The sequence below is a fragment of the Hyalangium sp. genome, from assembly GCF_045802625.1.
Classification (GTDB): domain Bacteria; phylum Myxococcota; class Myxococcia; order Myxococcales; family Myxococcaceae; genus Hyalangium.
Genome location: NZ_JBJMQP010000147.1, coordinates 19,210 through 31,942, shown reverse-complemented (window position 1 = coordinate 31,942; position 12,733 = coordinate 19,210). Strand labels below are relative to the sequence as shown.

General features: G+C 70.7%; 11 protein-coding genes. 5 read left to right on the top strand and 6 right to left on the bottom strand.

Going from position 1 to position 12,733, the window contains the following annotated elements; translation table 11 throughout:
- Position 1: 1 nt before the first annotated feature.
- Entirely contained in the window at positions 2 to 1,741 is a 1,740-nt protein-coding gene (locus tag ACJ8AT_RS26715; RefSeq protein ID WP_407740697.1) for an N-acyl-D-amino-acid deacylase family protein, read from the top strand.
- Here the strand turns inward: ACJ8AT_RS26715 and ACJ8AT_RS26710 are convergent, their stop codons facing one another.
- Complete coding sequence (locus ACJ8AT_RS26710) at positions 1,742 to 3,925, bottom strand: molybdopterin oxidoreductase family protein (protein ID WP_407740696.1); 2,184 nt, start codon at positions 3,923 to 3,925, stop codon at positions 1,742 to 1,744.
- Positions 3,926 to 3,970: 45 nt separating this feature from the next.
- Positions 3,971 to 5,902, bottom strand: a complete 1,932-nt coding sequence (locus ACJ8AT_RS26705; RefSeq protein WP_407740695.1) for a trehalase family glycosidase — start codon at positions 5,900 to 5,902, stop codon at positions 3,971 to 3,973.
- Between the two features lie 256 nt (positions 5,903 to 6,158).
- Between ACJ8AT_RS26705 and ACJ8AT_RS26700 the strand changes: the two genes are divergently transcribed.
- The 3 genes from ACJ8AT_RS26700 (at position 6,159) to ACJ8AT_RS26690 (ending at position 9,298) form a co-directional block, all read left to right on the top strand.
- Entirely contained in the window at positions 6,159 to 7,271 is a 1,113-nt protein-coding gene (locus ACJ8AT_RS26700; RefSeq protein WP_407740694.1) for an XdhC family protein, read from the top strand.
- Positions 7,268 to 7,864, top strand: a complete 597-nt coding sequence (locus ACJ8AT_RS26695; protein WP_407740693.1) for an NTP transferase domain-containing protein — start codon at positions 7,268 to 7,270, stop codon at positions 7,862 to 7,864. The genes ACJ8AT_RS26700 and ACJ8AT_RS26695 overlap by 4 nt, the downstream gene beginning before the upstream one ends.
- A gap of 339 nt (positions 7,865 to 8,203) precedes the next feature.
- Positions 8,204 to 9,298: a LuxR C-terminal-related transcriptional regulator gene (locus ACJ8AT_RS26690; RefSeq protein WP_407740692.1), complete on the top strand. Its 1,095-nt coding sequence runs from the start codon at positions 8,204 to 8,206 to the stop codon at positions 9,296 to 9,298.
- Between the two features lie 15 nt (positions 9,299 to 9,313).
- Here the strand turns inward: ACJ8AT_RS26690 and rpiA are convergent, their stop codons facing one another.
- The 4 genes from rpiA to ACJ8AT_RS26670 all read right to left on the bottom strand — a co-directional run bounded on the left by rpiA (position 9,314) and on the right by ACJ8AT_RS26670 (position 12,289).
- Positions 9,314 to 10,024, bottom strand: coding sequence for a ribose-5-phosphate isomerase RpiA (gene rpiA, locus ACJ8AT_RS26685; RefSeq protein WP_407740691.1), 711 nt, complete (start codon positions 10,022 to 10,024; stop codon positions 9,314 to 9,316).
- A 22-nt stretch (positions 10,025 to 10,046) separates the two neighbouring features.
- A complete protein-coding gene (gene tal / locus ACJ8AT_RS26680) occupies positions 10,047 to 11,144 on the bottom strand; it encodes a transaldolase (protein ID WP_407740690.1) in 1,098 nt (365 codons plus the stop codon).
- Between the two features lie 138 nt (positions 11,145 to 11,282).
- Positions 11,283 to 11,762: a hypothetical protein gene (locus tag ACJ8AT_RS26675; protein WP_407740689.1), complete on the bottom strand. Its 480-nt coding sequence runs from the start codon at positions 11,760 to 11,762 to the stop codon at positions 11,283 to 11,285.
- Between the two features lie 5 nt (positions 11,763 to 11,767).
- A complete protein-coding gene (locus tag ACJ8AT_RS26670) occupies positions 11,768 to 12,289 on the bottom strand; it encodes a hypothetical protein (RefSeq protein ID WP_407740688.1) in 522 nt (173 codons plus the stop codon).
- Between the two features lie 256 nt (positions 12,290 to 12,545).
- Between ACJ8AT_RS26670 and ACJ8AT_RS26665 the strand changes: the two genes are divergently transcribed.
- Complete coding sequence (locus ACJ8AT_RS26665; RefSeq protein ID WP_407740687.1) at positions 12,546 to 12,722, top strand: hypothetical protein; 177 nt, start codon at positions 12,546 to 12,548, stop codon at positions 12,720 to 12,722.
- Positions 12,723 to 12,733: the final 11 nt, after the last annotated feature.

Genomic DNA, 12,733 nt, shown 5'->3' with positions numbered 1-12,733 from the left:
CGTGGACCTCATCATCGAGAATGGCCTCGTCTTCGATGGGCTCGGCAGCCCGCCGCGCTCATGCCATGTCGGCATCCAGGGTGGCGCCGTCGCCGCGCTCTCCGAGGCGCCGCTGCCACGCACCCCGGCCACGCGAGTCATCGACGCACGCGGGCACTGGGTGATGCCTGGCTTCATCGACTTCCACACGCACTATGACGCCGAGGTGGAGCTGGCTCCGTCGCTCTCGGAGTCGGTGCGGCACGGGGTCACCACCGTCGTGCTCGGGAGCTGCTCGCTGAGCCTCGCCGTGGGCACGCCCGAGGATCTCGCGGACATGTTCTGCCGCGTGGAGGCCATCCCCTATGGCACCGTGCGCGCGCTGCTCGAGGAGCGCAAGAGCTGGGACACGCTGGGCGGGTACCTGGAGCACCTGGACTCGCTGCCGCTGGGGCCGCATGTGGCCTCGTTCCTGGGGCACTCCGCGCTGCGCGCGCACGTGATGGGGCTCCACCGCAGCTTGGACCGGCACGAGCGCCCCAGCGCCGAGGAGCTGTCCCGCATGGAGTCCCTGGTGCGCGAGGGCCTGGACCTGGGCTACCTGGGCCTGTCCATCCAGACGCTCAAGTGGGACAAGATGGGCGGCACCCGCGACATCCGCAGCCGGCCCCTGCCCTCCACCTTCGCCCGCTGGAGCGAGTACCGCCGCCTCACGCGCCTGCTGCGCGAGCGCGGCCGTGTCTTCCAGGGCGTGCCCAACATCAGCACCAAGGTGAACGTGCTGCTCTTCCTGCTGGAGAGCGTGGGCCTGCTGCGCAAGCCGCTGAAGACCACGGTCATCTCGATGATGGATCCGCGCGCCAACCGAGGCGTCCACCGGCTGGCCGGCGTGCTGTCGCGCACGTTCAACCGGCTGCTGGGCGCGGACTTCCGGTGGCAGGCGCTGCCCGAGGTGTTCGACTTGTGGGCGGATGGCATCGACGTGGTCGTCTTCGAGGAGTTCGGCGCGGGCGCCGCGGCCCTGCACCTCCAGGACGCCGCCTCGCGAGCCGGCCTGCTGCGAGAGCCCTCCTACCGCGAGCGCTTCCGGCGCCAGTGGACGAGCCGCTGGCTGCCCAAGGCCTTCCATCGCGACTTCAACCAATCCGAGATCCTCGACTGCCCGGAGGAGCGGCTGGTGGGCAAGTCCTTCGCGCAGGTGGCACAGGAGCAGGGCCGGCACGTGGTGGACGTGTTCCTGGAGCTGGTGGCCACGCATGGAGACAGGCTGCGGTGGTTCACGGTGATGGCCAATGACAGGCCCCAGGAGCTGGACTTCATCTGCCAGCACCCGGACGTGCTGATGGGCTTCTCGGATGCGGGGGCGCACCTGCGCAACATGGCCCACTACAACTTCCCGCTGCGGCTGCTGCGCCGCGTGCGCGAGGCCCAGCTCCGAGGCGCTCCCTTCATGAGCATGGAGCGCGCCGTGCATCGGGTCACCGGGGAGATTGGGCAGTGGATCGGACTGGACGCGGGCGTGCTGGCGCAGGGCAAGCGCGCGGACGTGGTGGTGGTGAACCCCGAGGGGTTGGACGAGCACCTCGAGGTGGCCACCGAGGCTCCCATGGAGAACTTCGACGGCTTCGTGCGGCTGGTGCGCCGCAATGACGCCGCCGTGAAGGCCGTGCTCATCTCCGGCCGGGAGGCCGTGCGGGACGGCGCGGTGACTTCCCAGCTCGGCCGGGAGCGGGGCTTTGGACGGGTGCTGCGAGCGACGTGACTACGGCCCCGCGGCGCGGGTGATGCGCACGGGGACTCCGCTGAACGCGGCGTTGCCGCAGAGCGCGTCCAACCGCTGATCATCCGTGAGATCATTGAGGCTCACGCCCGCATGCTTCTCCGCCTCGGACTGGCGCACGCCCTCGCGACGGTGGCCGTAGCCATGCGGCAGGCTCACCACGCCGCGCATCACCTCGTCCGTCACGTTCACGGGGACGGAGACCTGACCCACGCGTGAGGTGACGATGGCCTCGTCTCCCTCTCCCAGCCCGAGCGCCCGAGCGTCCTCCGGGTGCATCATCAGCGTGCAGCGCGGCTTGCCGCTCATGAGCATGGGCACGTTGTGCATCCACGAGTTGTTGTCGCGCAGGTGTCTCCGGCCAATCAGCAACAGCGCACCGTCAGCCGACGGGGCCGTGCCTTCCGGGAAGGCCTCGCGCAGGCGCTTCACGTCCTCCACGAAGGGCGTGGGCGCCAGCTGGATCCGCTTGTCCGGCGTGAACAGCCGCTGCGGCAAGCCCGGCTCCAGCGGCCCCAGGTCCACGCCATGGGGCGCTCGCTTCAGCGCCGAGAGGCTCAAGCTCTTCCGCAGCCCTCGTGCGCGCATTCCATAGGGTCCGGCCCGCAGGCCCACGTCGAGGATGCCCTCGGGCCCCAGCCGCTTCAGCGCCTCGTACTTCAGCCTCCCGCGCAGGCTGCGGCCCTTGCGGAGCACCTCCACCCGGTGCTGCAGCTCCAGGAGGATCCGCCACTCGTGCATCGCCCCGGGCGGAGGCTCGAACAGAGCCGGCGCATACCGAGCCGTGTTCCGGATCGCCAGCACGTGCAAGACCACGTCGTAGTGCGAGCGCTCCAGCGGCGTGGGCGGCGGCAGGATCAGGTGCGCGTGCCGCGTCGTCTCGTTGAGGTATGGGTCGATGGACACCATGAAGTCCAGCGACGCCAGGGCCTTGTCGAGCTGCCCTCCGTTGGGCGTGGAGAGCACCGGGTTGCCCGCGAAGGTGAGCAGCGCGCGGATCTGCCCCTGCCCTGGCGTGAGGATCTCCTCGGCCAGCGCCGCCACGGGCAGCTCCCCGGTGAACTCGGGCAGCCCTCGGACCCGGCTCTTCCAACGCCCGAATCCTCCCCGGCTGCTGGCCAGCGCCCGAGGCCCTCCCACGGTATCGAACGCCGGGCGGGTGAACATGGCGCCGCCCTCGCGATCCAGGTTGCCGCTCACCGCGTTGATGACGTTGATGAGCCACTGGCACAGCCCGCCGAACGCCTGCGTGGAGGTGCCCACGCGCCCGTAGCAGACCGCCGAGGGCGCCTCGGCGAACTCGCGGGCAATGCGGCGGATGCTCTCGGCGGGGACTCCGGTGGGGCCCGCGGCCCGCTCGGGGGTGAACTCGCGGGCCAGCTCGCGCACCGTCTCCAGCCCGTCGGTGAAAGCCGCCAGGCGCTCCAGCTTGGGGCGCTGGAGCAGCTCGTGAAGCAGCGCGAAGAGGAACAGGGCGTCCGTGCCCGGCCGGATGAACAGGTGCTCGTCCGCGATGCGGGCCGTCTCCGTGCGGCGCGGGTCCACCACCACCAGCCGGCCGCCGCGCTGCTGGATGGCTCGGAGCCGCGCCCGCACGTCCGGCGCCGTCATGATGCTGCCGTTGGAGGCCAGCGGGTTGGCTCCCAGCGCGAGCAGGTACCCGGTCCGGTCCAGATCCGGGATGGGCACCAGCAGCTGGTGCCCGAACATCAGGTGTGAGGCCAGCAGGTGCGGGAGCTGATCCACCGACGTCGCGCTGTAGCTGTTACGCGTGCGCAGCGTGCGCAGGAAGTGGGGGACGAAGAGCATCGCCCCCGCGTTGTGGACGGTGGGGTTGCCCAGGTAGACGGCCACCGCGTCCCGGCCCTGCGCGCTCTGGAGCTCGTGCAGCCGCCGCGCTGTCTCATCCAGCGCTTCCTCCCACGAGACAGGCTCCCAGCCACCCGCGGTGCGCCGCATGGGTTGGCGCAGCCGCTCCGGATCCTCGTGGAGATCCTTCAGCGCCACCGCCTTGGGACAGATGTGCCCGCGGCTGAAGGGATCCTCTTCATCCCCTCGAATGGAGGTGATTCGGCCACCCTCCACCTCGATGCGCAGGCCGCAGATGGCCTCGCAGAGGTTGCAGGTGCGGAAGTGGGTCTGGCTACCGGGCGCGGGAGAGGCCATGGCAGGGGACTATACCCACCTGGACGCTCCCGCCCCCGCCCGTGTTCAGCCGATGGCTCGGAGGGGCTCGTTGCCACGCTCGGGGACATCGCTCGGGCCCGGGACCTGCTCCGCCGGGGCTCCCACGTCGAGCGCCTCCTTCAGCTCCGGAGACAGCCCGTTCAGCAGCAGCAGCACCGACGCGTTCGTCCACGCGAAGCCCAGCGTCCGCTCGGCGCGAGGCGCCATGTACGGCCCCCGGTCCGCGCCCTGGTTGCCGTATTCGACTGGCACGTCCGCCGAGCACCGCACCACGTCGTACTTCTCCTTGATCAGCCCGTTGTGCTGCCCCGCGATGTCCATCACCATCGACAGCCAGCGGTAGGCCACTTGATCAGCCTCGGCGTGGAAGCCGTAGCGGCGCAGTCCCTCGACCGCGATGATCTGATGGGGCGCCCAGCCGAACGGCCAGTCCCACTGGAGATCCTCGCCTCCCGCCGCCTCGCGAGAGGCCCGGCTGCTGGAGGACAACCCTCCGGCCTGGAGGAAGCGCGGGAGCGCGGCGGCCACCGCGGCGGCCTCCTTGCGCGAGGCCCACCCCGTCCACAGCGGATAGAAGGTGGCCAGGGTCTCGTACCGCGAGCGGCGCCCGTTGACGAAGTCATGGTCGAAGAACAGGCCCCGCTCCTCGTCCCAGAAGCGCGCGCGCATGGTCCGCGCCCGAGTCTTCGCCGCCTTCTCATACGCGGCCGCGCGCAGCGAGTTCTCGCCCTCCAGCAGGCGCAGGATGCGCGCCAGATCCACCTCGTACTGGTACAGCAGCGAGTTCAGGCACAGCGGCTCATGCTGATGGAGGGTGGTGCCGAAGCGGTGGCACATGTCCCACCCGCTCTCCCGGATGGCCCGGTCGTGCCGGTGGAACTCGGGGTCGTTCGGGCGCTTCTCCTTGTAGAACTCGGTCACGTTCTCGGCGTCGGGGGCCTCCGCGTCGTCCTTGTAGCGGGAGAGCCCGCTCGGCGTGGCGCGAGGCCCGGTGCGGAAGACCGTCTCCAGCTCCCTCATGGTCGCCTTGGCCACCCGCTGCAGCAGGCGCTTGTCGGGCTGGACCGCGTGGAGCTCCAGCGCCAGCCTCGGCAGCATCGGCGGCTGCGTGCGAGACAGGTGGAAGCTCAGGTTGGAGTTGGGGATCTTCCCGTAGTGCTCGATGGCGTAGACATGGTTCTCCACCATGTCGCGGACCAGCTCCGGGCGGCCCGAGCTCAGCGCGCCGCGCCCGTTGAAGTAGCTGTCCCAGCCGAACATCTGCATGAACCGCCCGCCCGGGACGATGTAGGGCTTGGGCAGGTAGGCCATGCCCGGCTTGCGCATCAGCCGCTGCCAGTCCGCCTGATCGCGCGGCTGGCTCAAGGCCACCACCTCCCAGCCATGGCGCCCGGCCTGGGGGCGCAGCTTCTTCAGGGCCTGTTTGTCGCTGGCTGGCACGTACAGGCACCACTTCCCATCCACGCGCTTCACCCTCATGCCGCTCAGCGCCTCGTCGAGCTGATCGAACCGGTCCGTCTGGCGCACCAGCCCGTCCCAGCCCTGATCAATCAGCCGCCGCAGCGCCACGGTGCGGCGCTCCAGCATGCGCGCCACCGGCAGCCCGGGCACATCGCCGCGGCCCTCGAGGATCTCCTCGGCGAGCACATCCGCCACGTGCGCCAGCCGCTCGGGGCTCGTCAGCTCCACGCTCACGCCGGGGCCAAGCAGGAACTCCACCCCGAAGTGCAGGTTGCTGGCGCGGGCACGCTCGGCGTCGCGGGCGGTGAGGCACCCATCGCGATCGAGATCCAAGGCCATGAGCACCTCGTACGCGAGGCGCGCGGTGAAGGTGCTGGGAGAGAGCGGCCGTGGCGCGGCCAGCGTGTTCGGGAGCGGCGCACGCTCCGAGGCACGAGAAGGCAGGACCCCGGGACCGCGGGAAGAGACGGAGCGAGAGCGAGTGGAGAGGGACATCCGGGTAGGCACCTTCAGAGCGGAGCCAGCCGCGAAGGTACACGAGTTCACCCGGTGAGGATGGAGCGCGCCCCGCCTCTCATCTTGCCCGCCTGCTCCAATACTTTCAACTCAAATCATTTGAACCCAAATCGATTAAGCGTCAGTGCTGGGGGGCCTTAGCGCACCCTGGCTGAGCGGGAGGGCTCGTTCCCCCCGCCTATGCCCACCTGATGTGCGCCGCTAGAGTTCCTGTCCTCCTCGCGGGAGACGACACGTGAAGGATTTGGACGACATCCTCCGGGCGCGGGCTCGGATGCAGGGGCCGCTGGTGCTGGCCACGGTGGTGGCGGTGGCGGGCTCGGCCTACCGGCGGCCCGGGGCGCGCATGGTGATGGGCGACGAGGGCTGGCTCGCCGGAGGTGTGAGCGGTGGGTGCCTGGAGGGCGACATCATCCGCAAGGCCTTCTTCTGGACGGCCAGTGGCCCGCGCGTGCTGCGCTACGACTCCACCGGAGACAACGCCGACGAGGAGGACGCGCTGTCCTTCGCGCTGGGCTGCAATGGCGTGGTGGACGTGCTGCTCGAGCGCTGGGAGCCCGGGCCGTTGGATCCGCTCGCGTTCGCCGCCGAGGCCCGGAAGCTATCGCGGCGCGCGGTGCTGGCGACGGTGTACCGCGGCCCGAGCCACGCCGTGGGCTCGCGGCTGCTGCTGAGGGATGACGGGGTGGAGGCGAGCAACCTCTCCGGCGCGCTGAAGGACGCGGTGCGCGCGGCGGCGGACGAGGCGCTCGTGGTGGGGCTCACCTGGAGCGGCCCGTGTGGCGGCGCGGAGGTGCTGGTGGAGGTGGTGGATCCGCCCACGCCGCTGGTGCTGTTCGGCGGCGGCTTCGACGTGGCGCCGGTGGTGGCGCAGGCGGTGGCGCTCGGGTGGCACGTCACGGTGGTCGCGGACAAGGCCATCGAGACGCTGCGGCGGCGCTTCCCTCGCGCCCATGCCGTGGTGTCCGCCAAGGCCCGCGAGGTGCCCGAGAAGGTGGCGCTCTCGGCCCGGACGATGGCGGTGGTGATGACGCACAGCCTGCCGCAGGACCGCGAGCTGCTGCCCCGGCTGTTGCCGCTGCCCCTGCGCTACCTGGGGCTGCTCGGTCCGCGCTCGCGCACGGAGCGGCTGCTCTCGGAGATGTCCCCCGCGCCCGTGCCGGCGCAGCTCGACAAGCTGCACGCCCCGGTGGGGTTGGACCTGGGCGCCGAGGGCGCGGACGAGGTGGCCCTGTCCATCGTGGCCGAGCTTCGCGCCGTCCTGGCCGATCGTGAAGGCGGCAAGCTGCGCTACCGGGAAGCGCCCATCTATGCCTCGGCGCCCCCGGCGGCTCGGAGGCTGGCGTGAAGGTGGGGGTGGTGCTGCTGGCCGCGGGAGGATCCGCGCGGCTGGGGCGCCCCAAGCAGCTGCTCGTGCACAGAGGGAAGACGCTGGTACGGCGCGCGGCCGAGGCTGCTGTCCTGGCCGGGTGTGGGCCCGTGGTGGCGGTGCTCGGAGCGCAGACCGAGGCGGTGGAGGCGCAGCTGGCGGAGCTTCCCGTGCACACGGTGCGCAACGAGGCCTGGGAGACGGGATTGGGCAGCTCGCTGCGAGTGGGCCTGCGGGCGCTCGAAGCAGCAGGGCCTGCGGGAACGAGCGGGGGCGTGGAGGCCGCGCTGATCATGCTGTGTGATCAGCTCCGGGTGGATGCCGGTCACCTGCGCGCCCTGGTGAAGGCCTTCCAGCGGACCCAGGCGTCCATCGTGGCCTCGGGGTACGACGGGACGCGCGGTGTGCCCGCGCTGTTCTCCCGAGCGATCTTCCCGGAGCTGGAGGCGCTCGCGCCAGACGAGGGTGCGAGAGGAGTGATTGCCCGCAAGCCCTCACGCGTGGTGGAGGTGGCGCTGGAGGGCGGCGGCGAGGATGTCGATACCCAGGCGGATCTCCGCCGCCTCTCCTGAGCGCGGCCCGGGCGGCGGCCTCCCGGCTGATGAGGAGCTGAGCGCCTGCCCGCGCGATCTCCCGCACAGCCCCACTTGCTGGCCCCAGCAGCCAGGCTGACACGCGCCCCTCCGCCGCCGCGTGGGTTGACTTGGAGTGCGTATTGCTGCCTCATGCCCCGAGGAACACGTCACCCGTACCAGTTGTCCGGGTTTCACTCCAGGTGACCATTGCGACGCGAAGGCGCATCCCCTCATCCTCTTCAAGGCACTGCTTCGACAGGCCTCACTCCGGGCTTCAAGTTCTTCAGCCGACGCGACTTCGTACGCGAACGCTTTGGTGAGGCCGCCTGGGAGGCCGTGCTCTCGCGCCTGTCTCCCGAGGAGCGCGAACGGCTCAGCAACATTGATCCAGGAGCCTGGTACGACGTACGGCTGATGGGGCAGGTGATGGACACCATCGCCCAGGAGTTCCAGGCCGATGAGGCCCTGATGATGGAGATCGGCCGGTACGACGCGGACCGCGAGCTGTCCGGGGTGCACCGGTGGTTCATGCGGCTGATGCGCCCCTCATTCGCCATCCGCCATATGAACCTGTACTGGCGGCGCTCCCATGACACGGGGACGTGGCGCTCGTGGCAGCAGGACTCGGAGGTCTCCGCCGAGCTTCGAGACTGGGCGATCGCCAGCCGCCCCATGTGCGTCACGGTGCTGGGCTACCTGGGGCGCATGCTGGAGCTGTTCGGTGGGAAGCTCGGCCCGCTCGAGCACCCCGAGTGCCGCGCCCAGGGAGCCCCCGCGTGCGTGTTCCGCACCCACCTGGAGCTGTCCACGGACGAGCCTCGGCCGGGGCGCCGGCCGACGCGGGCGGATGTCTGCGCCGTGGCCCGCGAGCTGGCGCAGTACCCGGACCCTGGGTCGCTCGTCGAGGCGGTGTTGACGCTGCTGCGGTTCCAGTTCGGCTGCGGCTGGGTGGAGCTGTGGAGCAACGGCCCGGAGGATCGGATGCAGCTGCTGGGCGCCTCCGGCGAGCAGGCCTCGGGAGAGCGGCGCCGCTTCGTGCTGGAGCTCGCGGGCCGCACCGTGGGGCGCCTGGAGGTGGAGCTGCCGCGCGGCCTCCGGCAGGGCTCCGTGGACGAGGTGCTCAACGAGCTGGTGCCGTGGTTCGCCGTGGCCTTGGAGGTCGCGCGCAAACCCCAGGGCGAGCCGCCGGAGCTCCAGGAGAAGGAGAGCGAGCTGAAGCGCCGGCTGCGCCGGGCCCGTGACATCGCCCAACTGACGCCCCGGCAGGTCGAGGTGCTGGAGCTGGTGGCCCGAGGCAAGACCAACAAGGAGGTCGCCGCGGTGCTGGGCCGGAGCGAGGGGACGGTGGAGGTCCACGTCACCAACCTCCTGCGCAAGTACGGGGCCAGCAACCGCGCCGGGCTCGTCGCCATGTTCTGGGGCGAGCTGTAGCCGGCGCGAGCCGGACTATGCCGGGCGGCGGCGGTGCTCCAGCCCCTGCGGGCCGACGATGATCAGCTCGGTGGCCAGATCAATGAAGAGCCCGTGCTCCACCAACCCCGCCCGCGCCTCCAGCCTCCTGGCCAGCTCGGCCGGGTGCTCGATGGGGCCGAAGGCGCAGTCGAGGATGAAGTTGCCCTGATCCGTGCGGTAGGCAGCCCCGTCGCGCCCCTCGCGCCGCGTGACACGCGCGCCCAGCCGCTCCAGGAACAGGGCCTGGGAGCGCCAGCCGAAGGGCAGCACCTCCACCGGCACCGGCCAGCGCGTCCCGAGCCGCGGTGACAGCTTGCTGGCGTCCACCACGATGAGCTCCCGCCGGCTCGCCTGCGCGACGATCTTCTCCCGCAGCAGCGCGCCCCCACCGCCCTTGATCAGGCACAGCTGCGGATCCGCCTCGTCCGCCCCGTCGATGGTGAGATCCACCTCCGGGCGCTCCTCCAGCGTGGTGAGGGGCACTCCCAGCGAGCGCGCCAGGGCCTCCGTCTCCACCGACGTGGGCACCCCCACCACGTCCATCAGCCGGCCCTCCCCGCGCAGGGCGGCCAGCCGCTGCACCACGAAGGCCGCGGTGCTCCCGGACCCGAGCCCCACCACCATGCCGGGCTGGATGAACTCCACCGCGCGCTCGGCGGCCTGGCGCTTGAAACGGGCGATCTCGCTCTGCTCGGGAGAGGACATGGCACGGCTTCTCCGGGGTGGCTCAGCGCGCGTCCGGGCGATGGACTCCCAGAGCCTCGCTCTTGTCGGCCAGCAGCGCCATGAGAGAGTTCCAGGACTTCGCGAAGGAGTCGGCTCCCTCACGCTGGAGCTGCTCGGCGAGCGCCTCCACGTCCACTCCCGCGGCGACGAACTCGTCGATCACCTTCTCGCAGTCTCCGCCATCCCGCGGCAGCATCCGCCCCACCTTCCCATGGTCGGCGAAGGCCAGCAGGGTGCCCTCCGGCATGGTGTTGATGGTGTCCGGCGCGGCGAGCGCCTCCACGTACAGCGTGTCCGGCGCGTTCGGATCCTTGGTGCCGGTGCTGGCCCACAGCAGCTTCTGCATGGCGGCGCCCTCGGCCTCCAGGTGCCTGACGCGCTTGCTCTCCCTCAGCGCGCAGTAGGCTCGATACGTCCGCTGCCCCACGGCGATCCCCAGCCGGCTTCGCAGCGCTGGCGGCACCTTGCCCTCCACCGCCTTGTCCCACCGGCTGATGAAGAGCGAGGCCACCGAGGGCACATCCGGCGAGAGCCCATCCTCCAGCCGCCGCTCGATGCCCCGCATATAGGCGTTGGCCGCGGCCAGGTACTGCTCGGGCGAGAAGAGGAGCGTCACATTGATGGGCACCCCCGCGAAGATGGCCTCCTCGATGGCTCGCAGGCAGGGGTGCGTGCCCGGAATCTTGATGAACAGGTTGGGCAGGCTGGCGCGAGCGTGCAGGGTGAGCACCTGCTCGAGCGTGGGCACCGGCTGCCAGGCCAGCAGCGGAGACACCTCCAGGGACACCCAGCCATCCTCGCCCCCGCTGTGCTGGTGGATGGGTTGGAAGAGCGCCGCCGCACCGGTGAGATCCTCCAGGGCGAGCTGGAAGAAGAGCGCCTCTCCCCTCAGCCCCCGCGCCACACCGGCGCGGATGGAGTCGTCGTAGCCCTCGCCCCGTTGGATGGCCTGGTAGAAGATGGTGGGGTTGGACGTGAGTCCGGTGACCGCCAAGTCGTTGATGTAGTGCCGCAGGGTGCCCTGGACGAGCAGCTCGCGGGTGATGTGGTCCAACCAGAGGCTCTGGCCAGCCTCGTGCAGCGCCTGGGTCGAGATCATCCCCGTGGCCTCCTTCTTCGGGCGACGCGAGCACCCGCGTCCCTCTCCTCAGACGAAGGTGTGCACCGCGCCTCGGGTCTGCTCGAAGATCCCTCCTGGCTGCTCTCCCAGCCCGCCTGAGCCTCCCACACCCCGGCCTCAAGGCTGGCCGGCGTGCTCCAGGTAGGCGTTGAGGCCCTCCCAGGACTGGAGCACCGCGCGATCATTGGCGAGCGCGCTCTGGTACGTGTCGCCCTGGAAGGTATGCAGCCGCAGGTGCCAGCGCCCCTTGTGCGCGGGGATGCGCTCGGCCTGGGTGAGCTCCAGCCGGGACACCGTGACGGTGTGCGCGGGGAACAGGTAGTGCAGGCGCACCTCGCCATCGAGCAGCTCTACCCGGTAGAAGCCCTGGAGCGTGGTGGCGTACAGCCCCCCGAACAGCAGCGCGAACACCGCCGTGCTGAGCAGCGCCGCGAAGGGCACCTGGATGGCGGAGGTGTCCGGGAACGTCGAGCGGCGCGGAGCCCGGCGCACGAGCACCGCGTAGACGACCATGGAGATCCCCAGCGAGAGCACCAGGAACGCGACGAACGCCATCGTGGCGCGCGAGGGATTGCCCAGCTCGTAGCTCGTCATCATGTCCATCAGTTCAGGTAGTCCGGCAGCATGGGCAGCCCGTGGAAGAAGCCTCGCCCGTTCTCGAAGCGGCGCAGGAAGGTGGCTCGGTCATGCAGGAACAGCTCCGCCATCTCCGCCTCGCCATAGGTGCGGAAGAAGACCGCCCGCGCCTCGTCACACGCCATCTCGTACTGGCGATTGAGCGCCTCCCACTCCTCGGGGGCCTCGCCGGGCGCCCAGGACTTCTCCTCCGGCAGCCCGTAGTCGCGCTCCATCACCTCCAGCTCGCGGCCCAGCGCGCGCACCTTCGAGTCATCCGGGAGCGCCTCGTCCGCCATGGCCAGGAGGATGTGGGCCACCAGGAAGAAGCCCGCGTCCGCCGGCACCGTGCCGTTGTCCCGCGCCTCGCGGAACGTCACCAGCAGCTGCGCGTCCAGCGCGTCCGCGTCCAGATCCGCCAACCGTCGAGCCAGCTCCCTCACCTTGTCCTCCTTGCCACCCGGCGCCACAGGGTCCGGGTTGGACTTGCCATGTCGTGGCTTCTTCACGGTCTCTCCCGCGCTCGCACCCCTGAAGCGTCTCATGTGGGTCTGACGCTTCGGCCCCTCGGCGCTGACGCTCGGAGGGGGGCCTGTATTCCGTGGGGTGTCCAACTCAGGACGTCGGGTCGCCGCTCTGTCCGAAGGTGGGTGAAGCCCTGGCCTAAAGTAGGCAGGCCCGTGTCCCACCTGCTCTCCCTGCGCTCCGTCAGCCCTGCGGATGACGCTTTCCTCTTCGAGCTGTACGCCAGCACCCGCCCGGACATTGCATCCCTGGGCCTCGCTGGCGCGCAGCGCGACATGCTCCTGCGAGTGCGTGGCGCGGGACAACCCGGCACGGCGGCTCTACGCGCGGCTCGGCTTCACGCCGGTGGCGGGCGCGGGCACGGGCACGCAGCCGTACCTCGCGCTCGAGTGGAGGCCCGGGCCGCGCGAGGGGTGAGGACACCTCGC